This is a genomic window from Herbiconiux sp. FW305-C-125 (genome assembly GCF_058783455.1).
In genome coordinates this window covers 118648-145082 of the sequence record NZ_JBYSYO010000008.1, presented here as the reverse complement: position 1 = coordinate 145082, position 26435 = coordinate 118648, and the positions used below count along the sequence as shown (strand labels likewise).

31 protein-coding genes are annotated in these 26435 nt (G+C 71.2%); 24 read left to right on the top strand and 7 right to left on the bottom strand.

Annotated elements, in window-relative coordinates; translation table 11 throughout:
- Positions 1–33: 33 nt before the first annotated feature.
- From AC3WLB_RS18290 to AC3WLB_RS18275, 4 genes are all read left to right on the top strand, one after another.
- Positions 34–459, top strand: a complete 426-nt coding sequence (locus tag AC3WLB_RS18290) for a DUF6325 family protein (protein ID WP_492508439.1) — start codon at positions 34–36, stop codon at positions 457–459.
- A 66-nt stretch (positions 460–525) separates the two neighbouring features.
- Complete coding sequence (locus tag AC3WLB_RS18285; RefSeq protein WP_492508437.1) at positions 526–870, top strand: SHOCT domain-containing protein; 345 nt, start codon at positions 526–528, stop codon at positions 868–870.
- Positions 871–926: 56 nt separating this feature from the next.
- Entirely contained in the window at positions 927–2954 is a 2028-nt protein-coding gene (locus AC3WLB_RS18280; protein WP_492508435.1) for a M13 family metallopeptidase, read from the top strand.
- 25 nt (positions 2955–2979) lie between these two features.
- Positions 2980–3990: a serine hydrolase gene (locus tag AC3WLB_RS18275; RefSeq protein ID WP_492508433.1), complete on the top strand. Its 1011-nt coding sequence runs from the start codon at positions 2980–2982 to the stop codon at positions 3988–3990.
- 48 nt (positions 3991–4038) lie between these two features.
- On the opposite strand, the gene AC3WLB_RS18270 is transcribed toward AC3WLB_RS18275, so the two are convergent.
- Positions 4039–4977: a LysR family transcriptional regulator gene (locus tag AC3WLB_RS18270; RefSeq protein WP_492508431.1), complete on the bottom strand. Its 939-nt coding sequence runs from the start codon at positions 4975–4977 to the stop codon at positions 4039–4041.
- An 81-nt stretch (positions 4978–5058) separates the two neighbouring features.
- On the opposite strand from AC3WLB_RS18270, the gene AC3WLB_RS18265 reads away from it, so the two are divergent.
- A complete protein-coding gene (locus AC3WLB_RS18265; RefSeq protein WP_492508429.1) occupies positions 5059–6123 on the top strand; it encodes an aminotransferase class V-fold PLP-dependent enzyme in 1065 nt (354 codons plus the stop codon).
- Positions 6124–6263: 140 nt separating this feature from the next.
- Here the strand turns inward: AC3WLB_RS18265 and AC3WLB_RS18260 are convergent, their stop codons facing one another.
- Positions 6264–6713 carry an NUDIX hydrolase gene (locus AC3WLB_RS18260; RefSeq protein ID WP_492508427.1) on the bottom strand — a complete coding sequence of 150 codons (450 nt, stop codon included), beginning with the start codon at positions 6711–6713 and terminating at the stop codon, positions 6264–6266.
- Between the two features lie 212 nt (positions 6714–6925).
- On the opposite strand from AC3WLB_RS18260, the gene AC3WLB_RS18255 reads away from it, so the two are divergent.
- Positions 6926–7093 carry a hypothetical protein gene (locus AC3WLB_RS18255; protein WP_492508425.1) on the top strand — a complete coding sequence of 56 codons (168 nt, stop codon included), beginning with the start codon at positions 6926–6928 and terminating at the stop codon, positions 7091–7093.
- Here the strand turns inward: AC3WLB_RS18255 and AC3WLB_RS18250 are convergent.
- Positions 7072–8403, bottom strand: a complete 1332-nt coding sequence (locus AC3WLB_RS18250) for a glutamyl-tRNA reductase (RefSeq protein WP_492508423.1) — start codon at positions 8401–8403, stop codon at positions 7072–7074. The two genes, AC3WLB_RS18255 and AC3WLB_RS18250, sit on opposite strands and share 22 nt — an antisense overlap.
- A gap of 93 nt (positions 8404–8496) precedes the next feature.
- Between AC3WLB_RS18250 and hemE the strand changes: the two genes are divergently transcribed.
- From hemE to AC3WLB_RS18205, 9 genes are all read left to right on the top strand, one after another.
- The gene (hemE, locus tag AC3WLB_RS18245; protein ID WP_492508421.1) at positions 8497–9591 is read left to right on the top strand and encodes a uroporphyrinogen decarboxylase; all 1095 of its coding nucleotides are present in this window, start codon (positions 8497–8499) and stop codon (positions 9589–9591) included.
- Complete coding sequence (locus AC3WLB_RS18240) at positions 9588–11195, top strand: protoporphyrinogen/coproporphyrinogen oxidase (protein WP_492508419.1); 1608 nt, start codon at positions 9588–9590, stop codon at positions 11193–11195. The genes hemE and AC3WLB_RS18240 overlap by 4 nt, the downstream gene beginning before the upstream one ends.
- Before the next feature lie 85 nt (positions 11196–11280).
- Positions 11281–11694 (top strand): YtxH domain-containing protein, encoded by a 414-nt coding sequence (locus AC3WLB_RS18235; RefSeq protein WP_492508417.1) that lies wholly within the window; start codon positions 11281–11283, stop codon positions 11692–11694.
- A 35-nt stretch (positions 11695–11729) separates the two neighbouring features.
- On the top strand, positions 11730–12137 hold the full coding sequence (locus AC3WLB_RS18230; RefSeq protein WP_492508415.1) for a phage holin family protein: 408 nt from the start codon (positions 11730–11732) through the stop codon (positions 12135–12137).
- Positions 12134–12415 carry a DUF3618 domain-containing protein gene (locus AC3WLB_RS18225; protein ID WP_492508413.1) on the top strand — a complete coding sequence of 94 codons (282 nt, stop codon included), beginning with the start codon at positions 12134–12136 and terminating at the stop codon, positions 12413–12415. Before AC3WLB_RS18230 ends, AC3WLB_RS18225 begins: the two co-directional genes overlap by 4 nt.
- Before the next feature lie 53 nt (positions 12416–12468).
- Positions 12469–13215, top strand: a complete 747-nt coding sequence (gene hemQ, locus AC3WLB_RS18220; protein WP_022895862.1) for a hydrogen peroxide-dependent heme synthase — start codon at positions 12469–12471, stop codon at positions 13213–13215.
- Entirely contained in the window at positions 13212–14384 is a 1173-nt protein-coding gene (locus tag AC3WLB_RS18215; RefSeq protein ID WP_492508411.1) for a ferrochelatase, read from the top strand. Before hemQ ends, AC3WLB_RS18215 begins: the two co-directional genes overlap by 4 nt.
- The gene (gene hemC / locus AC3WLB_RS18210) at positions 14381–15358 is read left to right on the top strand and encodes a hydroxymethylbilane synthase (protein WP_492508409.1); all 978 of its coding nucleotides are present in this window, start codon (positions 14381–14383) and stop codon (positions 15356–15358) included. Before AC3WLB_RS18215 ends, hemC begins: the two co-directional genes overlap by 4 nt.
- Positions 15355–16149, top strand: a complete 795-nt coding sequence (locus tag AC3WLB_RS18205) for a uroporphyrinogen-III synthase (protein WP_492508407.1) — start codon at positions 15355–15357, stop codon at positions 16147–16149. Before hemC ends, AC3WLB_RS18205 begins: the two co-directional genes overlap by 4 nt.
- Positions 16150–16210: 61 nt before the next feature.
- Here the strand turns inward: AC3WLB_RS18205 and AC3WLB_RS18200 are convergent, their stop codons facing one another.
- From AC3WLB_RS18200 to AC3WLB_RS18190, 3 genes are read right to left on the bottom strand one after another with little or no spacing between them, the layout of a single operon-like run.
- Complete coding sequence (locus AC3WLB_RS18200) at positions 16211–16843, bottom strand: alpha-ketoglutarate-dependent dioxygenase AlkB (protein WP_492508405.1); 633 nt, start codon at positions 16841–16843, stop codon at positions 16211–16213.
- A gap of 53 nt (positions 16844–16896) precedes the next feature.
- Positions 16897–17208 (bottom strand): winged helix-turn-helix domain-containing protein, encoded by a 312-nt coding sequence (locus tag AC3WLB_RS18195; RefSeq protein ID WP_492508403.1) that lies wholly within the window; start codon positions 17206–17208, stop codon positions 16897–16899.
- Positions 17205–17636: a chemotaxis protein CheY gene (locus tag AC3WLB_RS18190; RefSeq protein ID WP_492508401.1), complete on the bottom strand. Its 432-nt coding sequence runs from the start codon at positions 17634–17636 to the stop codon at positions 17205–17207. The genes AC3WLB_RS18195 and AC3WLB_RS18190 overlap by 4 nt, the downstream gene beginning before the upstream one ends.
- A gap of 263 nt (positions 17637–17899) precedes the next feature.
- Here AC3WLB_RS18190 and AC3WLB_RS18185 point away from each other — a divergent pair, with 263 nt between their 5' ends.
- From AC3WLB_RS18185 to AC3WLB_RS18145, 9 genes are all read left to right on the top strand, one after another.
- Positions 17900–18205 carry a hypothetical protein gene (locus tag AC3WLB_RS18185; protein ID WP_492508399.1) on the top strand — a complete coding sequence of 102 codons (306 nt, stop codon included), beginning with the start codon at positions 17900–17902 and terminating at the stop codon, positions 18203–18205.
- A gap of 11 nt (positions 18206–18216) precedes the next feature.
- The gene (locus tag AC3WLB_RS18180; protein WP_492508397.1) at positions 18217–19572 is read left to right on the top strand and encodes an MFS transporter; all 1356 of its coding nucleotides are present in this window, start codon (positions 18217–18219) and stop codon (positions 19570–19572) included.
- A 30-nt stretch (positions 19573–19602) separates the two neighbouring features.
- Complete coding sequence (locus tag AC3WLB_RS18175; RefSeq protein WP_492508395.1) at positions 19603–19803, top strand: sulfatase-like hydrolase/transferase; 201 nt, start codon at positions 19603–19605, stop codon at positions 19801–19803.
- On the top strand, positions 19767–20681 hold the full coding sequence (locus tag AC3WLB_RS18170; protein WP_492508393.1) for a sulfatase-like hydrolase/transferase: 915 nt from the start codon (positions 19767–19769) through the stop codon (positions 20679–20681). The genes AC3WLB_RS18175 and AC3WLB_RS18170 overlap by 37 nt, the downstream gene beginning before the upstream one ends.
- A gap of 42 nt (positions 20682–20723) precedes the next feature.
- Positions 20724–21491, top strand: a complete 768-nt coding sequence (locus AC3WLB_RS18165) for an IclR family transcriptional regulator (RefSeq protein ID WP_492508391.1) — start codon at positions 20724–20726, stop codon at positions 21489–21491.
- Between the two features lie 70 nt (positions 21492–21561).
- Positions 21562–22374 (top strand): alcohol dehydrogenase catalytic domain-containing protein, encoded by an 813-nt coding sequence (locus AC3WLB_RS18160; RefSeq protein ID WP_492508389.1) that lies wholly within the window; start codon positions 21562–21564, stop codon positions 22372–22374.
- A 121-nt stretch (positions 22375–22495) separates the two neighbouring features.
- Positions 22496–23491 carry a porphobilinogen synthase gene (gene hemB, locus AC3WLB_RS18155; protein ID WP_492508387.1) on the top strand — a complete coding sequence of 332 codons (996 nt, stop codon included), beginning with the start codon at positions 22496–22498 and terminating at the stop codon, positions 23489–23491.
- A 40-nt stretch (positions 23492–23531) separates the two neighbouring features.
- Positions 23532–24911: a glutamate-1-semialdehyde 2,1-aminomutase gene (hemL, locus tag AC3WLB_RS18150; protein ID WP_492508515.1), complete on the top strand. Its 1380-nt coding sequence runs from the start codon at positions 23532–23534 to the stop codon at positions 24909–24911.
- 98 nt (positions 24912–25009) lie between these two features.
- Positions 25010–25384, top strand: coding sequence for a hypothetical protein (locus tag AC3WLB_RS18145; RefSeq protein ID WP_022896054.1), 375 nt, complete (start codon positions 25010–25012; stop codon positions 25382–25384).
- A gap of 32 nt (positions 25385–25416) precedes the next feature.
- Here AC3WLB_RS18145 and AC3WLB_RS18140 read toward each other — a convergent pair whose 3' ends face one another.
- A complete protein-coding gene (locus tag AC3WLB_RS18140) occupies positions 25417–26412 on the bottom strand; it encodes an MDR family oxidoreductase (RefSeq protein ID WP_492508385.1) in 996 nt (331 codons plus the stop codon).
- Positions 26413–26435: the final 23 nt, after the last annotated feature.

Genomic DNA, 26435 nt, shown 5'->3' with positions numbered 1-26435 from the left:
CCCGGAGAGCTGCCTTCACCGCGAAAGGTCGCCATGCCCGAATTCACCTACGGTCCGGTCGAATTGCTGCTCGTGGGCTTCGAGGGGGAGCGGCCCGGCCCCGAGGTGGTCGACGCGTTCCGCGACGTCGTCGACGCGGGCACGGTGCGGCTGCTCGACCTGCTCTTCGTCACGCGCTCGCCGGAGGGCGAGCTGACCATCCTGGAGCTCGAGGATGCGGGAGACGCCGTCGGTGTCGCCGATTTCGCGCTCGAAGCCACGGGCCTCGCCTCGGCCGACGACGTCGAGGAGCTGGCCGAGCAGATCCCGCCCGGTTCGTCGGCCGCGCTGCTCGTGATCGAGCTCACCTGGGCGAAGCGGTTGGCCGAGAAGCTCGCCGGGCGCGGCCAGGTGCTGAGCACCGAGCGCATCCCGGCCCCCGTGGTGAACGAGGTGCTCGCCGCGATCGCGGCCGAGTAGCGGTCTCCAACCCCCGTCCCCCCGACCCGAGAAGACAGGACAGCAGTCATGCCGATGATGAGAAGAATGGGCCGCCCCGGCCTCCTGGGCCTCGCCGCCCGCACCGCCGTGGTCGCCGGAACCGCCACCGCCGTCAGCGGCGGCATGCAGCGCCGAGCCCAGGCCAAGGCGCAGGACCAGCAGCAACAGCAGGAGTACGCCGCCCAGCAGCAGCAGGACCAGATCAACGCCGCAGCCGCTGCAGCGGTCGCCGCGCAGCAGCCCGCGGCCCCGGCGGCGCCGGCCGCGCCGGCTGCCCCGGTCGGCGGCACCGACATCATCGCCGAGCTGCAGAAGCTGGCGGGGTTGAAGGATGCGGGCATCCTGACCGACGAGGAGTTCACGGCCGCGAAGGCCAAACTGCTCGCCTGAGAGCGGCCCGTGCAGAACCTCGACGCGGTGTCGGGGCGGGTGCGTAGAGTTGCCCTGTGACTGAATCAGGCATCGACACCGCAGAACTCGACCCCGACACCCGCGCGCAGGACGACCTGTTCCGGCACGTCAACGGCAAGTGGATCGCGCGCACCGAGATCCCGGAGGACAAGGCGCGCTACGGCTCGTTCTACGTGCTCGCCGAGGAGGCCGAGAAGGCGGTGCGCGACATCGTCGAGGAGGCGCAGCGCGCGCCGGAGGGCACCGAGGCCCGCAAGTTCGGCGACCTGTTCACGAGCTTCATGGACGAGGAGCGCATCGAGCAGCTGGGCGCAGCCCCGCTGGCCCCGCAGCTCGCGCTCGTCGACACCATCGACGACGTCGCCGATCTCGCGACCGTGCTCGGCCGCCTCGAGCGGCAGGGCGTCTCAGGGCTGCTGCGGCTGTTCGTCGACAACGATCCGGGCAACCCCGAGCGCTACCTCGTGTTCGTTGAGCAGGGCGGCATCTCGCTGCCCGACGAGAGCTACTACCGCGACGAGAAGTTCCAGAGCGTGCGCGAGGCCTACGTCGGTCACATCGAGCGGATGTTCGGGCTCGCCGGCCTCGACGACGCCGCCGGGCGCGCCCAGCGGGTGTTCGGCCTGGAGACCGAGATCGCGAAGCAGCACTGGGACAACGTGCGCACCCGCGACGCGCAGGCCACCTACAACCTCGTGAGCTGGGGCGAGTTCCTCGATCTGCCCGGCGACCTGGCGAACGTGCCCGCCGCGGCCGGTGACGACGCCGACGACGATGACGACGCCGACACCTCGCTGTTCGAGCTGTGGCGGGTCGCTCTCGGCGCCCCCGACGCCGTGTTCGACGAACTGGTCGTGCGGGAGCCGAGCTTCATCACCGGCGTGGCCGGCGTGCTCACCGGTGCGCCACTGGAGAGCTGGAAGGACTGGCTCGTTTGGCAGGTCATCCACGGCCTCGCGCCCTACCTCTCCAGCGCCTTCGTCGAAGAGAACTTCGACTTCTACGCGCGCACCCTCACCGGCACGCCGAGCATGCGCGCCCGCTGGAAGCGCGGCGTCTCGCTCGTCGAAGGCTCGATGGGCGAGGCGGTCGGCCGCATCTACGTGGAGAAGTTCTTCCCGCCCACCGCCAAGGCGGCCATGGACGTGCTGGTCGCCAACCTCATCGAGGCCTACCGCGAATCCATCTCCACGCTGGAGTGGATGAGCCCGGCCACGCGCGAGCGCGCCCTCGAGAAGCTGGCCAAGTTCACCCCGAAGATCGGCTTCCCGGCGAAGTGGCGCGACTACTCCACGCTCGTGATCGACCCCACCGACCTCATCGCGAACGTGCGCGCCACCAGCGAATTCGAGTTCCAGCGCGAGGTCGGCAAGATCGGCAAGCCGCTCGACCGCGACGAGTGGTTCATGACGCCGCAGACCATCAACGCCTACTACAACCCCGGGTTCAACGAGATCGTGTTCCCCGCGGCCATCCTGCAGTACCCCTTCTTCGACGAGACGCGGGATGCGGCGGCGAACTACGGCGCGATCGGTGCGGTGATCGGGCACGAGATCGGGCACGGTTTCGACGACCAGGGCTCACGATTCGACGGCGACGGGCGGCTCACCGACTGGTGGACGGCGGAGGATCGTGAGGCGTTCGAGAAGCTGACCTCGTCGCTCATCGCGCAGTACGACGCGCTCGCCCCCGTGCAGGTGCCCGACCATCACGTCAACGGCGCCCTCACCATCGGCGAGAACATCGGCGACCTCGGCGGTCTCGGCATCGCCTGGAAGGCGTACCTGCTGTCGCTGCGCGACGCATCCGGAAACCCGGTGGAGCCGCCGGTCATCGACGGTCTCACCGGGGCGCAACGCTTCTTCCTCAGCTGGGCGCAGGCCTGGCAGCAGAAGTCGCGCGATGCCGAGGTGATCCGGCTGCTCTCGATCGATCCGCACTCCCCGAACGAGTTCCGCTGCAACCAGATCGTGCGCAACATCGACGAGTTCTACGAGGCGTTCGACGTCGATTCAAATGATCGTCTCTGGTTGGACCCAGCTGAGCGTGTGACCATCTGGTAGTCACGTCGAAGGGGGGCAGCTGAGCATGTCGGACTCGACTCGTCGGCAGGCGCGCGCCGAGCGGGAGGAGACCGCCCCGCGCGGCCGCCGGTCGGATGCGGTCGACGGCGAGGGCAGCATCTTCCGCGCCGGCTTCGCATCGCTGACGGAGTTGGCGCTCTCGGGTGTTCAGGTCACGGCCTGCGCCGTCGACCTCTCGACCGGCAAGGTGCTCTTCTCGGTCGACGACCACCTGTCGGTGCCGACCGCGTCGATCGGCAAGGTGCTGCTGCTCATCGAGGTGGCGGCGCGCATCTCGGCGCGCGACGGCGCACAGCCGGCGGGGGGCCTGGCCGGCGCCGGCAGCGGGGCGGATGCGGGCGATGCGACGGCCCGCTCGCGCTCGGTGCGCCCGGCCCCCGGAGCCGAAGCGCTCAGCATCCTCAACCGCACCGCGCAGGATGCGGTGGGCGACTCGGGGCTGTGGCAGCACCTGCAGGTGCCCGCGCTGCCGGTGTCCGACCTCGCGGCGCTGATCGGGGCGACGAGCGACAACCTGGCCACGAACGTGCTGCTACGACGCATCGGTCTCGACGCCGTGCGTGCCCGCGGCGAGTCGCTCGGGCTCCGGCGCACCCTCCTGCTCGACATCGTGCGCGACGAGCGGGGGCCGGATGACGCGCCGCAGCTCTCCGTCGGGTCGGCGCGCGAGCTCGCCACGCTGTTCCGGCGGCTGGTGCGCGGAGAGGTGGTCGACGAGACCACCTCGCGTCTGGTCACGGGGTGGCTCAGTCTCGGCACCGACCTCTCGATGGTCGGCGGTGCCTTCGGGCTCGACCCGCTCGCCCACACGGGGCCCGACCACGGCATCACGCTGGTGAACAAGACGGGGACGGATGTCGGCATCCGCTCGGAGGCCGGCGTGGTGACCGGTCCGCGGGCCGGGGTCGCCTATGCCGTCACCATGCGGTTCAACGACGTCGACCTGCCGGCGCGGCTCTCGGTGCTCGATGCGATGCGCACGCTCGGCACCGACTTCCTCGAGTACGTGTACTGACCCCCGCCCCTCGCCCCCGCCCCCTTCGCGAAGGGGCGGGTCGCGGGGTCAGGTGAGGGTGCGCAGGAGGCGCAGGGTCTCGCCGACCGCGGGGATGTGGTGGGCATCCGGGCGGGTGACGGCCACGATCATCCGGTGATCGTCGCCCGTGGTGGGTCGCGCCACGACGCCCGCGGGCAGGGGTGACGCCCGGCGGGCGAGGCCGGGCAGCAGGGCGACGCCGAGGCCGGCCGCCACCATGCTCATGACCGCCACGAAGTTGTCGGTCTCGAAGGCGATCGCGGGCGCGAAACCGCGCCTGGCGCAGGAGTCGAGCAGGTGCGAGCGGCAGCGCGGGCAGCCGGCGATCCAGTTCTCGGCGCGCAGCTCGGCCAAGTCGAGGCGATCGGATGCGCCGGCCAGTACCGCGTGCCCCTCCGGCACGAGCACGAGCAGGTCGTCGCGCGTGAGCTCGTGCACGGCGAGGCCCTCCGAGCTCGCCTGGAACGGGTCGTTGCGGTCGGCCGGGTAGTGGAAGGCGATGGCGATGTCGCTCACCCCGTCGCGCACGGCTGCGACCGCGGCGGGCGGCTCGGCCTCGAGGTAGGTGAACTGCACCCCGGCGTGCTCGGCGCCCATCGACTGGATGAGCTGCGGCACGATGGTCGACGACGCCGACGGGAACGCCGAGAGCCGCACCCGGCCCGACCGCAGCCCGGATAGGTCGGAGAGCTCACCCGCGGCCGAGTCGAGTGCGGCGAGCACGACGCCGGCGTGCCGTGCGAGCACCTCACCCGCATCCGTCAGCCGGATGCCGCGGCCCGCGCGGGAGACCAGCGGCATGCCGATGCGCCCCTCGACCCGCCGCAACTGTTGGCTCACGGCGGGTTGGCTGAGGCCGAGAACGGCGGCGGCCCGCGTGATCGAGCCGTACTCGGCGATGGCGGCGATGACGCGCAGAGTCGGTGAGTCGAGGTCGAAGGTGCTCGCGAGCGGCGAGAGGGTCATGGCACAACCATAACCGGGTGTTATGCGAAGCATCCGACACTGGCGGTTGTTCAATGAATGGCCAGCGAGGACCATGGGGGCATGGTGATCGATCGCGCCGCCCTCGCCGCCCATTTCGACGTGCGGCCGGGCTACCTCTCGTCGTGTGTGATCGGCGTGCCGCCGCGAGAGGCGGTGCAGGCGCTCGCCGCCGATCTCGCCGGCTGGAGTGAAGGGCACCGCGACCCGGGCGGGTACGGCACCGCCGTCGAGCGTTCGCGGGAGGCTTTCGCGCGACTGGTGGGGGTGCCGGCCGATCAGGTCGCGGTCGGCTCGCAGGTGTCGGTCTCGGCGGCGATGGTCGCCGCGTCGTTGCCGGCGGGCTCGGAAGTGCTGGTCGTCGAGGGCGACTTCAGCTCGATGGTGTTCCCCTTCCTCGTGCAGGAGGAGCAGGGGCGCCTCTCGGTGCGGTGCGTGCCGCTCGCCGAGCTGGCGGCGGCCATCCGTCCGTCCACGACGCTGGTGTCGTTCTCGCTCGTCCAGTCGGCGACCGGAGCGCTCGCCGACGTCGACGCGGTCGTCGACGCTGCTGCGCGACACGGCGCCGCGACCCTCTGCGACGTGACCCAGGCGGCGGGCTGGATGCCCGTCGACGCCACGCGCTTCGACGCCACCATCTGCCACGCCTACAAGTGGCTCTGCTCGCCGCGCGGCGCATCGTTCATGACCATCGCCCCCGCCTTTGCCGAGCGGCTCGTGCCGGTCGACGCGGGCTGGTACGCCGGCGACGACGTGTGGGGCTCGTGCTACGGCCCACGGATGCGCCTGGCCGACTCGGCCCGCCGCTTCGACGTCTCCCCGGCGTGGCCGGCCTGGATCGGCACCGCGCCGGCGGTGGAGCTCTTCGCCTCCGCCGACCTCGAGGCCGTGCGCGCGCACTGCGTGGGTCTTGCCGACGAACTCTGCCGCCGGCTCGACGTGCCGGCCACCGGCACCGCGATCGTCAGCTGGCCCGACCCTGACGGCCTGGCCTTCGCAGCGCTCACCGCGGCCGGCGTCGCCGCGTCGGCCCGGGCGGGCCGGGTGCGCGTGGCGTTCCACGTGTGGAACGAGCGCAGCGACGTCGAGCTCGTGCTCGATGCGCTGGCGCCGCACGCGGCGCTCTGAGCGCACGGGGCTGGCGGGGGCGGGGGCGGGGGCGGTGGGTCGCGTACCCGGTTGCCGCGACGACGGAGAATGAGCGCGCGAAACGGCAAGTACGGATGCACGCACCGAATCGCGCCCGCTCCTCCGTCGTTACGCCGGGGTCAGTCGATGAGGTCGAGGGCGCGCAGGCGGCGGAGGGTCTCGGCACCCGCCGGCGGGCAGCGGTGGGCGTCGGCCGAGGTGACCCAGTGCACCGCGTCGACCTCGCTCGACGGCGTGGGCGCATCCGTCGTCTCGCCCTGGAACACCTGCATCTCCACCAGGCGGCCCTCCGGTTCGCCGTGGGCCTGCACGGTGACGGTGAACAGCGGATGAACAGACGCCGGTTCGACGCGGATGCTCACCTCTTCGAGCGCCTCGCGCACCGCTGCCGCCGCCGCGGTCTCGCCGCGGTCGATCTTGCCGCCGGGCATGTAGTAGACGTCGCGCGCCCGTGCCGTGACCATGAGCACGCGGCGCTCGCGCACGAGCGCGAGGGCGGCGACGCGGATGGTCGGGAGCGCCGCCGCGCTGTCTGCGCCTGACTCGGGGCCGCCGGATGCGGAGGTCATCGTGTCCCGGCCACGCGCCGGCGCCGAGCATCCGGGCTGCCGGCGGCAGCGGCGCGTCCGCTTTGCGAACTCAGGACTTTCGGCCGGACGGCGCCGTATTCAGGTCGCGCGGGCCTGAATGGCGGCACAAATCCTGAAAAGGGGAGGGGGACCGCGGGTCCCGGAAGCGCGGAGGTGGGGAAGAGGGCGCGGCGCGGCGGGCGGAGGGCGCGATGCCCGCGGTGGAGCGGGCGGAGGGTGCGGTGCCCGCGGTGGAGCGGGCGGAGGGTGCGGTGCCCGCGGTGGAGCGGGCGGAGGGCACGGAGGGCGCGGTCCCTGCAGGCGGGGCGTTGCGCGCGGGCTGCTCGGGGGGTCAGGGTCAGCCCTCGGCGCGGCGGTAGCCGTCGAGGTCGACCGGGCCGGCGGCATCCTCGACGCGGGCGACGGCGGCAGCGCCGGCCGCGGATGCTGCGCCCAGGCCGAACAGCGTCTCCACCGCGGCGAACACCTCGTCGGCCCGGCCGTCGCGGGCGAGCTCTCGGGCACGCACCGACGGGGAGTGCAGGATGACGCCCACGAGGTGCCGCAGTGCCCGCTCGGTCTGTGCGGCGTCGCCGCGCGAACGGGCGCGGTCGATCTCGGCGTCGAGCAGGTCGAACAGGTGCGACCGCAGGGCGACGACGGCGGGGGTGACCTCCGCCTCGGCCTTGCCCGCGCGGTACTCGGCGGCGGCCTCGTCGACCAGGGCTCGCGCATCCGACTCGGCGTTCAGTTCGTCGAGGGGGGCGTGCAGGCTGATGGTCTCGAGGTCGAGCAGTTCGGCACCCGCGACGCCCGCGACGGCGGGGTCGACGTTGCGGGGCAGGCCGAGGTCGATGATGAGCCGGCGCTCGAAGGCTCCCGGGGCAGCGGCTGCGGCGATGAGGTCGGCGGCGGAGAGCACCACGGTCTCGGCGGTGCTGCAGGTGATGACGACGTCGGCGGTGGCGATGGCGTCACGGTAGCCCTCGGCCGGCACGGGCACGAGCCCCTGCTTCGCCGCGAACGTGACGGCGCGGCCCGAGGGGGAGAACACCCGGATGTCGGTCACGCCGCGATCGCGCAGGTTGGCCAGCGTGACGCGGGCGTACTGGCCGGTGCCGACGAGGAGCACTCGGGTGCGCGCCCAGTCGGTGACCCGGCTCTCGGCGAGGTCGAGCGCGAGGCGCGCGAGCGAGCGGCCGGCGCCGCCGAGCCCGGTCTTCGTCTTGACCCCGCGCGAGGTGTGGGCGGCGCGCTGGAACAGCCGCTCCAGATCCGAGGAGGTGGTGCCCTCGATGCGGGCGGTGCTCAAGGCGCGCTTGACCTGCCCCGCGATCTCGTCTTCGCCCACCACGACCGACTCGAGGCCGGACGACACGGCGAAGAGATGGTCGGCCACGCCGTCGCCGCAGAGCACGGTGAGGGAGTCGCGGAGTTCGCCGACATCGGTTCCGGATGCCGCGCCGAACGACTCGGCCGCCTGCTCCACCGCGAGCGAGACCCCGGCGGTGAGCGGCTCGTCGATGTCGAGGTAGGCCTCGAAGCGGTTGCAGGTGGCCAGCACGACCGCGCCCTGCACGAAATCGCTCTCGGCGACCAGGCTCTTGGCCACTTCGGAGGTGCCGACCGACAGCTTCTCGAGCAATTCGAAGCTCGCGTTGCGGTGGTTCGCGGTCAGGCATATGAGCACCGATAAAGTCTACGCCCGCTCCGGCGGCGGTCGCTGTACGGCAGCCGAGCGGCCCACGGCCGGCCGCTCAGGCGCCCGCCGTAGGATGTTTCGGTGACTCTGCCCGCCACCCATCCGCTCTCCGACGGGCGCACCACGAGTGCGCCGCTCATCACCACCTACCGGGGGGAGCGCGGGGCGGTGACGCCGGTCTGGTTCATGCGGCAGGCGGGCCGCTCGCTGCCCGAGTACCGGGAGTTGCGGGTGGGCACGCGGATGCTCGATGCCTGCCTCGACCCGGAGCTCGCCAGCGAGATCACCCTGCAGCCGGTGCGACGCCACGGTGTGGATGCGGCCATCTTCTTCAGCGACATCGTGATCCCGCTGCGGCTCGCCGGGGTGGACGTCGACATCGTGCCGGGGCGGGGGCCGGTGCTGGGGTCGCCGATCCGCACCGCCGCCGACGTCGCCGCCCTGCCGTCGCCCGCCGCCGCCGACTTCTCGGCGATCACCGCCGGGGTCGAGCGAACGGTCGCCGCGCTCGGCTCCACTCCGCTGATCGGCTTCGCCGGCGCACCCTTCACGCTCGCCGCCTACCTCGTGGAGGGCGGCCCGTCGAAGGACCACATCCGCGCCCGCACCCTCATGCACGCCGACCCCGACGCCTGGGCGGCCCTTCTCGGCTGGGCCGCCGAGGTGACCGGCCGCTTCCTGCGCGCGCAGATCCTCGCCGGGGCGAGTGCGGGGCAGCTCTTCGACTCCTGGGTCGGTTCGCTCTCGCGGGCCGATTACGTCAGCCGCGTGGCGCCGCACTCGGCGGCGGCCCTCGCGCAGATCGCCGATCTCGACGTGCCGACCGTGCACTTCGGGGTGGGCAGCGGCGAGGTGCTGAAGCCCATGCATGACATCGGGGTCGACGTCGTGGGGGTCGACTGGCGCATCCCGCTCGACGAGGCATCGGCCCGGCTCGGGGGCGGCGTGACCCTGCAGGGCAACGTCGACCCCGCGCTCCTGGCCGCGCCGTGGCCGGTGCTCGAGGCGCACGTGCTCGATGTGCTGGCGCGCGGCCGCAGCGCCCCGGCGCACGTGCTGAACCTCGGGCACGGGGTGCCGCCCGAGACCGATCCGGCCGTGCTGACGCGCATCGTCGAACTCGTGCACGCGCAGGCGGAGGCCGGCACGGTGCCGCCGGCGGAGGCCGGGCGATGACGGATGCGACGGGCGGCGAAGCTCCGCGGTTCGGCGTGCGCACGGAGCCGGGAGCCGATGCCAGCGACGCTCGGGCGGAGGGGATCGCCGACGTCGTGGTGATCGGCGGCGGGATCGCCGGGCTGGTCGCGGCACGTCAGCTCGCCCACCTCGGCAACGCGGTGACGGTGGTCGAGGAGCGCCCGGCGCTCGGCGGATTCGTCGCCACCCGGGAGCTCGCGGGCGTGCCGCTCGACTCGGGTGCGGAGAGCTTCGCCACGCGCAAGGGCACGGTCGCGGCGCTCGCGACCGAGCTCGGCCTGGGCGACGACATCGTCACTCCCGACCCGGCCGGCGCGTGGGTCGCCTGGGCGGGCGACGCGGCCCCGCTGCCGGCTGCCGGGGTGCTCGGCATCCCCGGGGTCCCGCTCGCCGACGACGTGCGCCGCATCATCGGCTGGCGCGGGTCGCTCCGTGCCTACCTCGACCGCCTGATGCCGCTGGTGCGCGTGCGGGCCGAGACCGACCTCGGCGACATCGTGCGCCGCCGAATGGGCAGCCGGGTGCTCGAACGCCTCGTCACCCCGGTGGTGGCCGGCGTGCACTCGGCCGACCCCTCCGTGGTCGACGTGCACACCGTCGCGCCGGGGCTCACCCAGGCGATGACGACACAGGGTTCGCTCTCCGGCGCCGTGATGGCGCTGCGCGAGCAGGCGCCGGCCGGCTCGCAGGTGCAGGGCATCCGCGGCGGCATGTACCGACTGGTCGAGGCGCTCGAGGCCGACTGCCGCTACTACGGGGTGCGCTTCCGCACCGCCACGCGCGTCGCGTCGCTCACCCGCGTCGGCGACGACGGCGACTGGCTGGTCGAACTCGCGCCAGTGGCCACCGGCGAGGATGCGGGGGGCGATCGGGAGCACGCTGAACGAATCCAGGCCCGAGCGGTCGTGGTGGCGACCGGGTTCCGGAGCGGGCTCGCGCTGCTCGAGGCGGCCGGCGCCGGGCGGCCGGGACCGGAGGACTCAGCCCACCCCGAACTGCCCGCGACGACCGGGGTCGCCGCCCCGCTGCCGGCGCTCGCCGAGTGGCCGGAACCCGCATCCGTCACCATTGCGACACTCGTGGTCGACGAGGCGCGGCTCGACGCGCATCCGCGGGGCACGGGCGTGCTCGTCGCCCCGGGAACGCCGGGCGTGGCCGCGAAGGCGCTCACCCACTCGAGCGCCAAGTGGAGGTGGCTCGCCGAGCTGTTGCCGGCGCACCGCCACGTCGTGCGATTGTCGTACGGCCGACGGAGCGCTGCTGATGGGGCGGTCTACGCGACGAGGGTCGACCAGGCGACGGCGCTGCAGGATGCCTCGGCGTTGCTCGGCGTGCCGCTGTCGGAAGGTGACGTGGTCGGTTTCGACGCGACCACGTGGAACGACTCGCTCGCGTTCGCGACCGTCGGGCACAAGGCCCGCGTGCGCCAGACGCTGGCGACCGTCGCCGAGGTGCCGGGGCTCGACGTGGTGGGCGCATGGGTGTCGGGCACGGGGCTCGCGGCCACGGTCGAGCAGGCGCGGCGCACCGCATCCGGTCTCGCGGCGGAGCTGCGGGGCGACCGCCGGCTCGACCTCGACTGAGCGCCCGGATGCCCCTGCCATGCGTGCTCGGGGCGAGGGGACTACGCTGGAATGGACCCTGCACTCACGATCGATCGGAGTTCACATGCGCGGAAAGATCATCTTCGTCGTCGGGCTGGCAACGGGGTATGTTCTCGGCACCCGCGCCGGGCGTGAGCGATACGAGCAGATCAAGGCCGGCGCGCAGAAGGTGTGGAACACGCCGACCGTGCAGTCCGGCGTCGAGAAGGTGCAGGAGTTCGCCGGCGCGCGGGTCGACACCGTGAAGGCCGACCTGTCGAAGAAGGCGCGCAACGCGCTGGGCGCGCTGATCGGGCGCGAGCCGCTGCGTGGCCCGCAGCAGTCGACGGCCGCGGCATCCGTGGGGTCGACGCGGCCGAAGCCCGCCTCGGCGCCCTCGAAACCGGCCGCCAAGCCGGCCACCGCCCGCAAGCCCGCCGCGGCGAAGAGCCCGGCGGCCACCGACTCGGCGCCGAAAGCCGCCGCAGACGACGAGTAAGAATTCCGACGCGTTAGAAGAGGAGAGGGTTTTCCGTGACTGAAGAGCGCGATCGACGGGCCCGTCGTTCCCTCGTCTCCCTGCTCGGTGAGCTGCCCACGCTCATCATCGCCTTGCTGAAGGACGAGATCGAGAACCTCAAACGCGAACTCACCGCCCGGCTGGCGAAGCTCGGCATCGGCGTGGGCCTCTTCGTGGTGGCGGCGTTGCTGGCGTTCTTCGCCCTCGCAACCCTGATCGCCGCCGCGGTGCTCGGGCTCGCGACCGTGCTGCCCGCGTGGGCGGCCGCCCTGATCGTGGCCGGTGCCCTGCTGCTCCTCGCGATCATCCTGGTGCTGATCGGGGTCGCGTCGATCAAGAAGGGCATGCCGATCGTGCCCGAAGACGCCATCACGAGCATCAAGAAAGACCTCAACACGGTGAAGGGACTGGGCCAGTCATGAGCGACGCACACGCCGCGCCGGCCGCACCGCAGCGCTCGAAGGCCGAACTGCAGGCCGACATCGACAAGACGCGAGCCGAACTGCGGGCCACCCTCGACGCCATCGAGTTCAAGTTGAACGTGCCCAAGCAGGCCCGCCACGCGGTGCACCGGTTGAAGAACCGCGTCGGCGCGTTCCGCGACCGCAGCCCGGTCGGGTTCGCGGTGGGGGTCGCGGGCGCCGTCGTCGTAATCGGAGCCGCCGCGGTGCTCGGCTTCCGCTACGCCGGCTCGAAGTGACGGGCCGACCATCCACCACAGCGCAGCATCCGCACCGACCATGAAGAAGGACCATGACTGACCCGACAGTCGACCAGACCGCCGAGACATATCCCGCCCGCGACATCGAAGACTCCGAGACGGTTCCGGTCGTCGGCTACACCCTGTGGGCGGTGTTCCGCCGCAACCCGGCAGCGCCGCTCGCCCTCGACGGCGCCGAGGTGCCCGACGCGATCGGTGAGCTCGACGACGCGATCGTCTCGATCGAGGAGGAGGACGTGTTCGTGCGCGGCCTCTACGACGTGTCGGGGCTCCGCGCCGACGCCGACGTGATGGTGTGGGTGCACGGCAGCGCCCCCGAGACGTTGCAGTGGGCGCTGCGCCAGCTGCGCCGCACCCGGCTGTTCGCCGGGCTGCTGCCCACCTGGAACGCGATGGGCGTGCACCGCGACGCCGAGTTCTCGGCGAACCACCTGCCCGCGTTCATGCGCGGCAAGGAGCCGGCCGCCTGGCTCACGGTGTACCCGTTCGTGCGCTCGTACGAGTGGTACCTGCTCCCCGAGGACGAGCGGCGCCAGATGCTGGCCGACCACGGCCGCAAGGGCTCCGAGTATCGCTCGGTGCTCGCCAACACGGTGGCCTCGTTCGCCCTCGGCGACTACGAGTGGATCCTCGCCCTCGAAGACGACGAGCTCACCAACCTGGTCGACCTGATGCGCCACCTGCGTGCGACGGATGCCCGCTTGCACGTCCGTGAGGAGGTTCCCTTCTACACCGGCCGCCGCATCGACACGGCCGAGCTGGTGGAGGTGCTGCAATGACCGATTCGCTCGTTCCGGCGGCCAGTCCGGCCGCGGCGGCCGGCCCGGAGCACGTCACCGAACCCGTCGCCTACGACGGCATCCTGCTCGCCTCCTTCGGTGGGCCGGAGGGGCAGGACGACGTCATCCCCTTCCTCCGCAACGTCACCCGCGGGCGCGGTATCCCCGACGAGCGGCTCGAAGAGGTGGCGCACCACTACCGTGCCTTCGGCGGCGTCAGCCCCATCAACGCCCAGAACCGGATGCTCAAGGCCGCGCTCGAGGCCGAGCTCGCCGATCGCGGCATCGACCTGCCCGTGCTCTGGGGCAACCGCAACTGGGACCCGTACCTGCGTGACACCATCCGCGATGCCTACGAACAGGGGCACCGCACGCTGATCGCGGTCGCGACGAGCGCCTACAGCTCCTACTCGAGCTGCCGCCAATACCGCGAGGACTTCGCGCTGGCGCTCGAGGAGACCGGGCTCGCGGGCTCGCTCACGATCGACAAGGTGCGCCAGTTCTTCGACCACCCCGGTTTCGTGCAGCCGTTCATCGACGGCGTGTTCGCCGCCCTCGACGAGCTGCGCTCGCGGGTGCCGGGCATCGACGTCACCCGCGAGGTGGAGGTGCTCTTCACCACACACTCCATCCCGAGCGCCGACGCGGAGCGCTCCGGCCCGGCCGCCCGCGGCTTCGGGCCCGAGGGCGCCTACGCCGCGCAGCACCAGGCGGTGGCGGAGGTGGTCATGGCCGCTGCGGCCGGCGGCCTCGACATCCCCTGGCAGCTCGTCTACCAGTCGCGCTCGGGCCCCCCGTCGCAGCCGTGGCTGGAGCCCGACATCAACGACGCCATCGCCGAGCTGCCCGCGCGCGGGGTCAAGGCGGTCGTGATCGTGCCGCTCGGTTTCGTGAGCGACCACATGGAAGTGATGTGGGACCTCGACAACGAGGCACTCGAATCCTGTGCCGAACACGGGCTGATCGGCATCCGCACACCGACGCCGGGGGTCGACCCCGCCTACGTGACAGGGCTGGTCGACCTCGTGCTGGAGCGGGTGAACGGCACGGCGGTGGCCGACCGGCCCGCCCTCACCGAACTCGGCCCCTGGTACGACGTCTGCCGCCCGGGCTGCTGCGAGAACGTGCGACTCGGTTTCAAACCCGCAGTGGCGGGGATCGCGCCGTGAGCACCCCGCTCCGCATCGCGACGCGCGGCAGCGCCCTCGCCCGGGCGCAGACCGGCATCGTGGCGGCGACCCTCACCGAGGCCACCGGGGTCGAGGTGGAGATCGTGATCATCACCTCCGAGGGTGACCGCTCGCGCGAATCGCTCGCGAGTCTCGGCGGCACGGGCGTGTTCGCCAGCGCGCTGCGCGAGGCGCTGCTGGCGGGTGACTGCGACCTGATCGTGCACTCCCTGAAAGACCTGCCCACCGCCCCGTACGACGGCCTCGTCATCGGTGCGGTGCCCGAACGCGAAGACCCTCGTGATGCTCTGTGCACCCGAGGCGATCTCACCCTAGACGAGCTGCCCGAGGGCGCCCGGGTGGGCACCGGCTCGCCCCGGCGCGTGGCGCAGCTGCTGAGCCTTCGACCTGACCTGCGGATCGTCGACATCCGCGGCAACGTCGACACGCGGCTGGGCCGCTTGGTGGGGGGCGACCTGGATGCTGTGGTGCTCGCGTCAGCAGGGCTCGGAAGGCTGGGTAGGCTAGACGCAGCATCCGAACTCTTCGCACTCGACATCTGGCCCACGGCGCCAGGGCAGGGTGCGCTCGCGATCGAGACCCGAGAGGGAGACAGCATTCCCGAGTTGCTGAGCATCGAACACACGCCGACGCGCACGGCGGTGCTCGCCGAGCGCGCGGTGCTGGCCGCCCTGGAGGCGGGCTGCGCCGCTCCCGTCGGGGCCACCGCGACGGTGGTGGGCGATGAGCTGCACCTCTCGGCCACCGTGTACCAGCCCGACGGTGCAGCAGAGCTGGGCTGTGAACGCTCCGCCGAACTCCTCGGCGACGACCACCTGGTGGCCGAGCTGCTGGGCCAGGCAGTGGCGACGCAACTGCTCGAAGACGGCGCCGCCGAGCTCGCGCCCGTGGGCGGTGCCGGCGCGGCCGGAGCCGGCGACGGCGAGCCGTACTGGCCGGGCGGCACCGAATGACCGCGTGGTCCCAGCGCCCGCTCGGCGGCTGGCGCATCCTCGTTCCGCGCGGCGGCCCCTGGGGTCATGGCGTGGCAGCCGACCTGCGCGCCGTGGGCGCCAAGCCGATCGTGGCTCCGATGATCAACTTCGCGCCCACCGAAGACGCCGAGACGCTCGACCGTGCGCTCAAGGCGCTCGCCGCCGGGTCGTTCGACTGGCTCACCATGACCAGCGCGACGACGGTCGACGTGCTCACCGCGCATCAGGCGACCGTGCCGAGTTCGACGCACATCGCGGCGGTCGGCGAGACCACGGCGGCTGCGCTGATGGCCGCCGGCTACAAGGTCGACCTCGTGCCGCCGGAGGACAACTCGGCGAAGGGCCTGCTGCGCGAGCTCAAGCGCTTCGAGCAGTTCGGTCCGGAGTTGCGCGTGCTCACGCTGCGCAGCGACATCGCGAAACCGGTGCTCACCGAAGGTCTGATCAAGCGCGGCCACACGGTCGAGTCGGTGGTGGCGTACCGCACGATCGGGGTCGAGGTCGATCCGCAGATCCGCGCCGACGTCGCCGCCGGTGCGATCGACGCCGTCTTCGTGACCTCGGGCTCCGTGGCCGAGCAGGTGCAGTTGCAGCTCGGCCCGATCCCGGAGTCGACGCTGGTCGCCGCGATCGGCCCGCGCACCGCGGAGGATGCACGTGCCTACGGCCTGCGCGTGGACGTGATCGCGAAGGGCCGCTCGGCCGAGTCGCTGATCAACTCCGTCATCGAGGTCGCGAACGCCCGCCGCGCGGCGGGTGAGGGCGGGTAGGCGGTCGTCCGCCGCGTCCCCCCGCGTCCCGAGACCGCTCAGCGCCCGTACCGTCAAGGCGTCAGCGCGGCCAGACGGGGCGGAACTGCACGCTGATGCGCGGGCCGACGGCCTGCTTGGTCTTCAGGATGGCGTGTTCGTGGGTGCGCTGGCAGCTGCCGCCCATCACGATGAGGTCGCCGTGGCCGACCGGGAAGCGCAGGGTGGCGCCGCCGCCCTTAGGCCGTACCGAGAGGGTGCGTGCTGCTCCGACCGAGACGATGGCGACCATCGTGTCTCGGTCGATCGTGCGGCCCACCCGGTCGCCGTGCCAGGCCACGCTGTCGTCGCCCGTGCGGTAGAAGCACAGGCCCGCGGTGGCGAACACCTGCCCGGGCGGCCGGCCGTAGTAGTCGTTCAGCGCGCGCTGCGCCCGGCTGAGCACGGGATCGGGGTAGGCCGAGCCCTCGCCGAAGTGCGAGACCAGGCGCGGCACCGCGACCACCTTGTCGTACATCTCACGCCGGTCTTCGCGCCACGGCACGTCGACGGCGAGGCGCTCGAACAGCGCGTCGGAGTTGCGCACCCAGCCGGGTCGGAGGTCGACCCACGCCCCCTCGGCGAGCTGCGTGCGCTCCACCGTGCCGGCCAGCTCGTCGAACTCGGGATCGGCGTCGATGTCGTCGAACAGCGAGGTCTGGAAGTCGAGGTTCATGACGTTCACGATACCGACATTCGAACATATGTTCTACTGTGGCGGGATGGCAGCTACGAGGATTCCCCGGCAATTTCGCGCAGCGTCGCGAGATGCGCCTTCCAGGCCGCTCGACCTTGGCGTGTGAGAGTGAGCGAGGTGCGCGGCAGCTTTCCCGCGAAAGCCTTGCCCACGGAGATGTATCCCGCGGATTCGAGCGTCGCGACCTGTTTGCTCAGCGCCGAATCCGAGATCTCGACGGCGTCTCGGACTTCTTTGAATCCCAGGGTGCCGGCCCGGTCGAGCGCGGCGATGATCGAGAAGCGGACGGGATTGTGCAGCAGATCATCAAGGCGGTGTCGGGGGTGATGATCTGTTGCGGTCACGACCGGGCCTCTCGTGCTGCCGACAACATCGCCACCAGGAGAATGAGACCGGAAGCGATCCCCGCAAGCAGCACCGACCCGTGCGCCCAAATCACGACAGCGATGGCAGCCGCGTAGGTGACGAACCAACTGGCGATGTACCCGGTCCACCGGCGGCTGCGCGCAAAGGCAGATCGGCCCCGGATGCCGGCGAGAAAGAAAAGCATCAGCGCGAACACCACGCCGAGGGTCCCGAAGTAGGAGAGCCCGAACGCGGTGCCTGTGGTGAGAGCCATGGCGAACGTGCCCATCGATGTCGCGACGCCCAGCGCGAGGACGAAGGTGATGTAAGGCCACCGAGTCGCGTTGTGCGCCGACCGGCTCAGCCGATCCGCTCGATCGAGAAGAAGCTGTGCCTCCGCGGCAGTGGGTGGGGTTCGCGTGTCCATGTTTCGTTCCCTTCTTTATGCCACTATGACATGTACTTTCCATTGCGGCAAGTACATGCACATCCGGAGGCACTTCGGGCCGGGCACTTGACTCTGCTCCCCTAAGGTTCTAGTCTCGCAGCATCCACTCAATGGGACAGCGTCCCGATAAGTGGGACACCGTGTGAATCACACCGCCGTCCACGCGGTGCAGACGGTGGGAGGGGGCGGAGCCCGAGATCTCCGTTCCCTCCTTCACAGACATGCATCGCAAGGAGGCGCACATGACCGACGTGATCACCCGAACGCCCGATGACCGAGCCGCCCGCACGGCCGTCGTCCGCGCCCACCTCCCTCTTCCGGGCATGGGGTCGGCCAAGGAGATCGAGGTGGAGAAGGCGGACGGGAGTGCTCCGGCCCGCGTCGTCGAGAGCTTCATCCTCGAGTCCGTCTGGCACTCTCGCACGTGGACCCTTGTCCACGATGCCGGGGACTTCGCCCTGTATCACTTCGAGTCCGACACCGCCCACTCGTTCCCTCGCCGACGCTTTCCGAGCACACAGTCGGCGCCCGACCCGATCACCCACTGAGGAGTCCGACGATGAACTCACCAAGCATCCGAGAAGAGCGCCGCCAGCAGCGCAACACCGTGACAGCCAGCGTGCTCGGCTCGGTCGTGGAGTGGTACGACTTCTTCTTGTACGCCACGATGGCGGCACTCGTGTTCAACAAGGAGTTCTTCCCGGACTTCGACCCTCTCATCGGCACCCTGGTCGCGTTCGGGACGTTCGCTGCCGGCTTCGTGACCCGGCCCATCGGCGGTTTGATCTTCGGGCACTTCGGAGACCGCATCGGTCGCAAGAAGATCCTGGTGATCACGATGCTGATCATGGGCGGATCGACCTTCGCCATGGGATTGCTGCCCTCGTATGCGGCCATCGGCGTCGCGGCACCGATCCTGCTGCTCGTCCTGCGGATGCTGCAGGGCATCGGCCTGGGCGGTGAGTGGGGTGGCGCGGCCATCCTCACCTTCGAGCACGCACCTCGCGGCAAACGCGGACTCTTCTCCGCGTGGCCGCAGACCGGCGTACCGCTCGGGCTCCTGCTCTCCACCCTCGCGGTCAACCTCGTCAGCATCCCCGGTGACGAGGCGCTGGTGGAGTGGACCTGGCGCATCCCGTTCCTGGCCAGCATCGTGCTCGTGATCGTGGGGCTCGCCGTGCGCTTGAAGGTGCACGAGCCGACCGCCTTCAAGGACATGGTCGCAACCGGCGAGACCGTCAAGGTCCCTGTGCTGTACGTGCTCCGGCACTACCCCAAGCAGATCCTGATCGGCTTCGGTGCCCGCTTCAGCGAGAGCATCACCTTCAACGTCTACAACGCCTTCATCCTCACCTACACGACGACCGTGCTCGGTCTCTCGAGCAGCTACGCCCTGAACGGGCTCCTGATCGCCAGCGTGATCGGTTTCGTGCTCATCCCGCTGTCGGGCAGGATGTCCGATCGCTTCGGTCGGCGACCGGTCTTCGGCATCGGAGCCGGCATCGCCCTGGTGACCGCGTTCCCGGTCTTCGCCCTGGTCGACAGCGGGGTGGCGGGCCTGATCTGGGTCGCGATCGTGCTCGGCTGGTCTCTCGGCGCCTGCACCATGTTCGGCGCGGAGGCGGCGTTCTTCGCCGAGCTGTTCCCCGCCAAGGTGCGCTACACGGGTATGTCGCTGGTGTACCAGCTCGGCGTGCTGCCGTCGGGTGCCGTCGCTCCCATCATCGCGATCTGGCTCGTCTCGATGTCGGGATCGTCGTGGCCGGTGGCCGTCTACGTCATGGTCGCAGCCGCCATCGCGCTCATCGCCCTGTTCTTCGCGAAAGAGACAGCCCATACCGAGCCCGATGCCGAGCTCCACGCCCGTGCGGTGAAGGCCGGCGCCGACACCGACCTTCCCACGCCCGCCCGCTGACCCGCCGGCATCATCCAACAAGGAATCGACATGACCTCAACCACGCCCAACATCGTCCTCATCCTGGTCGACGACATGGGATTCTCGGACATCGGCTGCTACGGCGGGGAGGTGCTCACCCCGAACATCGACGCTCTCGCTGCGAAGGGGGCGAAGCTCACCCAGTTCTACAACACCGCTCGCTGCAGCGGCTGGTGGCCTCGGGGATCATCTCGGAGAACTGGCCGCTGACCGACCGCGACCCTCGCGTGGCGTCCTGGGATGACGTCGCGGACCAGGAGTGGGAGGCGATCCGCATGGCGGTCTACGCCGCACAGCTCGATCGCATGGATCAGGGTGTCGGCCGTATCGTCGCGGAGCTGAAGCGGCAGGAGATCTTCGACGACACGGTCGTGATCTTCCTCTCCGACAACGGCGGATGCGCGGAGGAGATGCCGATCGAGACGGCGAAGGAGTTCGTGACGACCTACGTCACGTTCGACGCCGAGACCCGCGACGGACGAGAAGTGCGCCCGGGCAACGACCCGAGCATCGTGCCCGGGCCGGAGGACACCTACACGACCTACGGCCGGCCCTGGGCGAACCTCTCGAACGCACCGTTCCGCGAGTACAAGCACTGGATCCACGAGGGCGGGATCTCGACCCCGTTCATCGTGAGCTGGCCGAACGGCATCGGCACTGAGGGGACGTTGCGCACCCAGCCCCATCAGCTGACGGACGTGATGTCCACCGTGCTCGAGATCGCCGGGGCGAAGTATCCGACGGCGGTGGAGGGCCGCGATCCGCTGCCCCTCGAGGGCGTCAGCATGCTGTCGACCCTGCGGGAGGACGCGCACGACGACTCGCGGCTGCTCTACTGGGAGCACGAGGGCAACTGCGGCGTTCGGCGCGGGGCGTGGAAGCTGGTGAAGAAGTACGGCCTCGAGTGGGAGCTCTACGACATGCTCGCCGATCGCACGGAACTGAACGATCTGGCTGCGCAGCACCCTGCCATCGTCGAGGAACTCGCGCTGGCCTACGACCGATGGGCCGAACGCTGCGGTGTGATTCCACGCCGGCTCGTGCTGGAGATCTACGAGAAGCGCGGGAAGGGACTGCCGTCCGAGTGAGAACCGGGGTCGGTCCGTTAACCTGATCGGATGGATGGGGCAATGGACAACCTGATCGTCAAAGCGGTCCACGTTCTCAGCACCCTGAGGCCCTTGTCCGGCGGGGCGAGCGCCCGGGAGCTCGCCTCGCTGACCGGCCTTCCCCGCAGCACGGTTCAGCGCATCCTGACCACCCTCACCTCGACCGGCATGGCCATGCAGGATCAGGCGACCCAGCGGTACAAAATCGGCCCCCGAGCCCTCTTGATCGGCCTCGGCTACAACAGCGGACTGACGCTCGTCACGGAGGCACGGCCCCAGATGATCGCCCTTCGCGACCAGACCGGCGAGACGGTGGGCCTGTCCGTGGCCGTCGACAACACCCGTGTCTTCCTCGAAGAGGTGCAGAGCACCGCTGAACTCCGATTCGCCTCCGAATTGGGCAGGCTCTACCCGCTGTGGTCCGGGGCCAACGGTCGTGTGCTGATGAGTGATCTCCCGCCGGACCAGATCGACACGATCCTGGAGGGACGCGCTCTCGTGGAGAACGTCGACCATCCGCTCTCGACCGAGCAGACGCGCGAGCAGCTCGAGAAGTTCCGGCAGTCCGGGTATGCGATGGCGTTCAACGAGGCCATCGCGAACATCAACTCCCTCGCGATGCCCATCAGGGATGCCACGGGCGCCGTGACGGCCGCCATGTCGATCTCGGGCCCCGCGGGTCGGTTCACGCCCGAACGCATGCAGGAGAGCATCGAACCCCTGCGGGCCGCCTGCGCCGTGGTGAGCTCCCGGCTCGGCAACGTCGCCGCGGCGAGTTCCCCGCGGTAGGAGCCCGGACGGGCAGAGCCGAGCGTGTTGAACGCGGTCCGGGCCGTCTCCGGAACCCGGGCCCGGGGAAGTGCTCATCCGGGTCAGGGCGGCGGGCGTGGGGCCGACCGATCTGCACATCCGGGCCGGCCATCTCACGGCGGTGTTCCCCCAGCGGGCGGGCGACGTGCTCGGCTTCGAGGCGGCGGGCGTGATCGAGGCGGTCGGCGCGGGTGCGGATGCCCGGGTCGGCGACGAGGTCGTCGCTCTGCTGCTCGCCCAGGGCGGGTACGGCGAGCTCGTCACCGCGACGGCCTGGTACCCCAAGCCCGCCGAGGTGACGTGGGACGCTGCGGCCGCGCTGCCCGCCGCTGCCGAGGCTGCCGTCGGAACACTGCGCCAGAGTGGGGTCGGTGCCGCTCAGACTCTTGTCGTGCTCGGTGCAGCGGGGTCGGTGGGCTCGATCATCGTGCAGCTCGCGCACGCCCAGGGCACCCGCGTGATCGGGGTGGCGAGCGACCGGGATGCCGCGCTGGTCGGCGAATTGGGCGCCGAGTTCGTCGCCCACGGAGCTCGGCTCTATGACCGGATCGACACTGCGGTCGACGCCGTCATCGACGCGGCGGGCCACGGCGGATTGGTCGACGCGGTCGCCGCAACGGGAGATGCGGCACGGGTGATCACACTCACCGGCGGCCCCGAAGTCGCCTTGTCGGGGGCGTTCATGTCCGCCCCGAGTCCCGTTCGGGCGCCCGACGCGCTGGCGATCACCGTCCCGTTGCTGGCCGGGGGCGCTTTGCGGCTCAAAGAACGCCGCGCCCTCCCCCTCCGCGAGGCAGCCGAGGCACACCGCCTGCTCGAGTCGGGCGAGACGCGCGAGAAGATCGTGCTCACCGTCGACTGACCAGAGGCAATGACACCGTGCGCGTGGTGATGACCACGAAGGTGCTGTAGCCATCCTGCTCGTGTTCGCCGCAACAGGGGGCCCGGCCGGCGCACAGGCGGCGAGTTCTAAGCTGGAAGCCATGAACTCCGGCTCCTTCCCCGAGGTGCGCCCGCGCCGTCTCCGCTCCACCCCGGCCATGCGGCGGCTCGTCGCCGAGACCCGCATCGACCCCGCGCAGCTCGTGCTGCCGCTGTTCGTGCGCGACGACATCGTCGAGCCCGCGCCCCTGCAGTCGATGCCGGGCGTGGTGCAGCACACCTTCGACTCCCTGCGCGCCGCGGTGGCCGAGGCTGCCGAGGTGGGGCTCGGCGGCGTGATGCTCTTCGGCGTGCCCGCCGACTCGGCGAAGGATGCGCAGGGCAGCGGCGCCACCGACCCCGACGGCGTGCTGAACGCCGCCACACGCGTCGCCGTGGCCGAGGCGGGCGACGCGCTGGTGGTGCAGACCGACCTCTGCCTCGACGAGTTCACCGACCACGGGCACTGCGGCGTGCTCGCCCCCGACGGCTCGGTCGACAACGACGCCACTCTCGAGCGCTACCGCGACATGGCGCTCGAGCAGGCCCGCGCCGGCTCGCAGCTGCTCGGCCTCTCCGGCATGATGGACGGCCAGGTCGCGGCCGTGCGTGCCGCCCTCGACACCGATGGTTTCGACGACGTGGCCCTGCTCGCCTACGCCGCGAAGTACGCATCCGCCTTCTACGGTCCGTTCCGGGAGGCGGTCGGATCGACGCTGCGCGGTGACCGCAAGACCTATCAGCTCGACCCCGCCAACCGGCGCGAAGGCCTGCGAGAAGCCCTCCTCGACGTGCAGGAGGGGGCCGACGTGGTGATGGTGAAGCCCGCCATGAGCTACCTCGACCTCGTCGCCGATGTGGCGGCCGCCGTGTCCGTCCCGGTCTGGGCCTACCAGGTGTCGGGCGAGTACGCGATGGTCGAGGCGGCAGCGGCGAACGGCTGGATCGACCGGGAGCGGGCCATCCTCGAGACGCTCACGAGCATCCGCCGTGCCGGTGCCGACGTGGTGCTCACCTACTGGGCGGTCGAGGTCGCCCGCACGCTGAAGGGGCTGTGACGTGACCGAGCGCGACGAGACCGAACCCACCACCGCGGTGTTGAGCCACGCCGGCAACGCCGAGCAGTTCGCCCGCGCCCAGCGCTCCATCCCCGGCGGTGTCAACTCGCCCGTGCGGGCCTTCCGCTCGGTGGGCGGCACCCCGCGCTTCCTCGTGTCGGCGCGGGGGCCGTACGTCACCGACTCCGAGGGCACGGAGTACGTCGACCTGGTGAGCTCGTGGGGGCCGGCCATCCTCGGGCACGCGCATCCGGAGGTCGTCGCAGCGGTGCAGGATGCCGCGTCGCGCGGTCTCTCCTTCGGCGCCACCACTCCCGCCGAGACCGATCTGGCCGAGCTGGTGCGGGCGCGGGTGGAGGCCGGCGGCGTGCATCCGATCGAGAAGCTCCGCCTGGTCTCCACCGGCACCGAGGCGACGATGACCGCCATCCGGCTCGCGCGCGGTGTCACCGGGCGCGACGTGCTGATCAAGTTCGCCGGCCACTACCACGGGCACTCGGACTCGCTGCTGGCCGAGGCTGGCTCCGGGCTCGCCACGCTCGCCCTCCCCGCCTCCGCGGGCGTGCCGGCCGAGGTCGCCGCTCTCACGGTCGTACTCCCCTACAACGACCTCGACGCCGTGCGCGCCGTGTTCGCCGAGCGAGGCCGAGACATCGCCGCGATCATCGTGGAGGCCGCGCCCGCCAACATGGGCGTGATTCCGCCCGCCCCGGGTTTCAACGCCGCGCTCGCCGACATCGCGCACGCGCACGGCGCCCTGCTCATCGTCGACGAGGTGCTGACCGGCTTCCGCGTCGGGCCCGCCGGCTGGTGGGGCCTCGAGAACGCGGGCAGCCCGGTCGCCGAGCTGCACCTGGATGCGCCGGGCCCGGTCGAAGTGCCCGCCTACGTTCCCGACCTCGTCACCTTCGGCAAGGTCGTCGGCGGCGGGATGCCCCTGGCCGCGCTCGGTGGCCGCGCCGACGTCATGGATCACCTCGCCCCGCTCGGCCCGGTCTACCAGGCCGGCACCCTCTCGGGGAACCCGATCGCCGTGGCCGCGGGTCTCACCACCCTCCGGCTCGCGGATGCCCGGGTCTACGCCGCTCTCGACGCCACCGCCGCCACCATCTCCACCGCGGTGTCGGAGGCTCTGGCCGCCGCCGGAGTCGCCCACAGCGTGCAGCGGGCGGGCAACCTCTTCAGCTTCACCTTCGGCTCCGACCGCGCGCCCCACGACTACGCCGCGGTGCAGGCGCAGGAGGCGTTCCGGTACGGCCCGTTCTTCCACGCCATGCTCGACGCGGGGGTCTCGCTGCCGCCCTCGGTGTACGAGGCGTGGTTCGTATCGGCCGCGCACGACGAGGCGGCGATCGACCGCGTCCTGGCGGCGCTCCCGGCTGCCGCTGCCGCTGCGGCGGCCGCGCGGCCCGGCGTCTGATCAGGATCGGCTGGTCCCGGCGTTGATTCCCGAATCGTTATATATCGTCCGCGCCGAAATGCTGCTGTTCTTCAGCCGGACCACGGCAGACTAGATCCATGGCCGTCCTCTTCGTCCACACCGATCGTCTCGAGATCCGTCTGACCCGCGCCGAGAAGCTGCTGTCGTTCCGCCGCACCGACATCGTGGTGCCGCTCGAGAGCATCCGCTCGGCCGCGTTGACCGACGACCCGTGGGTGTGGGTGCGCGGCATCCGGGCGCCGGGCGCGGCCATCCCGCTCACCCTCGCCGTCGGCACCTGGAAGTTCCACGACGGCAAAGACTTCCTGCTGGTGAAGGGCACCCGCACCTCGGTCGTGATCGACCTCGAGGGGCAGGAGTTCTCGCGCATCATCGTCACCACGGCGCACTCGATCGAGCTGTTGCGCGCCCTTCGTCTGCCGCCGCTCGAGGGCACCGAGATCATCGACTGACCCCTCGCGACCCGTGGGCGCTCGCGAGGTCGTCAGCGGTAGAGGTCGACGACGGTGCGACCGCGCACCTGGCCCGCGAGGATGCGGTCGGCCCACTCGAGCGTGTCGCTGAGCCCGATCGTGGTGGTGAGGCGGTCGAGCGCCTCGAGGTCGAGTTCGGCGGCGAGATCGGCCCAGGCCCGTTCGCGCAGCGGGAGCGGCGCCTCGACCGAGTTCGCCCCCGTCAGCGTGACCGCGCGCAGGATGAACGGCATCACCGACGTGGGCAGGTCTCCGCCCTGGGCGAGGCCGCAGGCGACCACCGTGCCGCCGTAGTTCGTCTGCGCGAGGATGTTCGCGAGCGTGTGGCTGCCGACGGAATCGATCGCGCCCGCCCAGCTCTGGCTCTGCAGCGGCTTGCCCGGCTCCCCGAGCGGCCCGCGGTCGATCACGCGCGCCGCTCCGAGGCCGCGGAGGTACTCGCCCTGTTCCTCCACCCGCCCGGTGGAGGCGACGACGGTGTACCCCCGGCCCGCGAGCAGCGCGATCGCCACCGACCCCACACCGCCGGCCGCGCCCGTCACGAGCACCTCGCCCGACTCGGGCAGCACCCCCGCGTCTTGCAGCGCGAGCACCGCGATCATCGCCGTGAACCCGGCCGTGCCGATCGCGGCCGCCCGCTCGGGCGAGATGCTGCTCGGCAATGGCACCAGCGCATCCGGCCGCACCCGCGCCTTCGTCGCGAAGCCGCCGTGGCGGGTCTCGCCGATGCCGTCGCCGTTCAGCACCACGAGGTCGCCCGGCGTGAATCGCGGCGACGCGGATGCGGTGACCCGGCCCACGATGTCGATGCCCGGCACGAGTGGCCACTCCCGCAGCACGCCGGGGCGGCCCGTGAGCGCGAGGCCGTCTTTGTAGTTGAGGCTGGAGTAGAGCACGTCGACGTCGACCGGATGCTCGCCCCCGGTGTTCTCGAAGAACTCCGTCTCGTCGATGTCGAGCAGCCGTCCCGGCTCGCCCTTCTCGGTCACCACGATGGCCCTGGCCATGGCACCTCCCGCGTGCTTCGTGT

What these genes read in the sequence shown, in the direction of transcription:
- AC3WLB_RS18265 (WP_492508429.1), top strand. Translation starts at nt 5,059, where the DNA reads ATGGTGATCGATCGCGCCGCCCTCGCCGCCCATTTCGACGTGCGGCCG.
- AC3WLB_RS18225 (WP_492508413.1), top strand. Translation starts at nt 12,134, where the DNA reads ATGAGCGACGCACACGCCGCGCCGGCCGCACCGCAGCGCTCGAAGGCC.
- AC3WLB_RS18185 (WP_492508399.1), top strand. Translation starts at nt 17,900, where the DNA reads ATGACCGACGTGATCACCCGAACGCCCGATGACCGAGCCGCCCGCACG.
- AC3WLB_RS18240 (WP_492508419.1), top strand. Translation starts at nt 9,588, where the DNA reads ATGACGGATGCGACGGGCGGCGAAGCTCCGCGGTTCGGCGTGCGCACG.
- hemQ (WP_022895862.1), top strand. Translation starts at nt 12,469, where the DNA reads ATGACTGACCCGACAGTCGACCAGACCGCCGAGACATATCCCGCCCGC.
- AC3WLB_RS18175 (WP_492508395.1), top strand. Translation starts at nt 19,603, where the DNA reads ATGACCTCAACCACGCCCAACATCGTCCTCATCCTGGTCGACGACATG.
- AC3WLB_RS18260 (WP_492508427.1), bottom strand. Translation starts at nt 6,713, where the DNA reads ATGACCTCCGCATCCGGCGGCCCCGAGTCAGGCGCAGACAGCGCGGCG.
- AC3WLB_RS18140 (WP_492508385.1), bottom strand. Translation starts at nt 26,412, where the DNA reads ATGGCCAGGGCCATCGTGGTGACCGAGAAGGGCGAGCCGGGACGGCTG.
- AC3WLB_RS18190 (WP_492508401.1), bottom strand. Translation starts at nt 17,636, where the DNA reads ATGGACACGCGAACCCCACCCACTGCCGCGGAGGCACAGCTTCTTCTC.
- AC3WLB_RS18270 (WP_492508431.1), bottom strand. Translation starts at nt 4,977, where the DNA reads ATGACCCTCTCGCCGCTCGCGAGCACCTTCGACCTCGACTCACCGACT.
- AC3WLB_RS18255 (WP_492508425.1), top strand. Translation starts at nt 6,926, where the DNA reads ATGCCCGCGGTGGAGCGGGCGGAGGGTGCGGTGCCCGCGGTGGAGCGG.
- AC3WLB_RS18285 (WP_492508437.1), top strand. Translation starts at nt 526, where the DNA reads ATGGGCCGCCCCGGCCTCCTGGGCCTCGCCGCCCGCACCGCCGTGGTC.
- AC3WLB_RS18235 (WP_492508417.1), top strand. Translation starts at nt 11,281, where the DNA reads ATGCGCGGAAAGATCATCTTCGTCGTCGGGCTGGCAACGGGGTATGTT.
- AC3WLB_RS18145 (WP_022896054.1), top strand. Translation starts at nt 25,010, where the DNA reads ATGGCCGTCCTCTTCGTCCACACCGATCGTCTCGAGATCCGTCTGACC.
- AC3WLB_RS18215 (WP_492508411.1), top strand. Translation starts at nt 13,212, where the DNA reads ATGACCGATTCGCTCGTTCCGGCGGCCAGTCCGGCCGCGGCGGCCGGC.
- AC3WLB_RS18165 (WP_492508391.1), top strand. Translation starts at nt 20,724, where the DNA reads ATGGACAACCTGATCGTCAAAGCGGTCCACGTTCTCAGCACCCTGAGG.
- AC3WLB_RS18275 (WP_492508433.1), top strand. Translation starts at nt 2,980, where the DNA reads ATGTCGGACTCGACTCGTCGGCAGGCGCGCGCCGAGCGGGAGGAGACC.
- AC3WLB_RS18290 (WP_492508439.1), top strand. Translation starts at nt 34, where the DNA reads ATGCCCGAATTCACCTACGGTCCGGTCGAATTGCTGCTCGTGGGCTTC.
- hemB (WP_492508387.1), top strand. Translation starts at nt 22,496, where the DNA reads ATGAACTCCGGCTCCTTCCCCGAGGTGCGCCCGCGCCGTCTCCGCTCC.
- AC3WLB_RS18205 (WP_492508407.1), top strand. Translation starts at nt 15,355, where the DNA reads ATGACCGCGTGGTCCCAGCGCCCGCTCGGCGGCTGGCGCATCCTCGTT.
- AC3WLB_RS18180 (WP_492508397.1), top strand. Translation starts at nt 18,217, where the DNA reads ATGAACTCACCAAGCATCCGAGAAGAGCGCCGCCAGCAGCGCAACACC.
- AC3WLB_RS18200 (WP_492508405.1), bottom strand. Translation starts at nt 16,843, where the DNA reads ATGAACCTCGACTTCCAGACCTCGCTGTTCGACGACATCGACGCCGAT.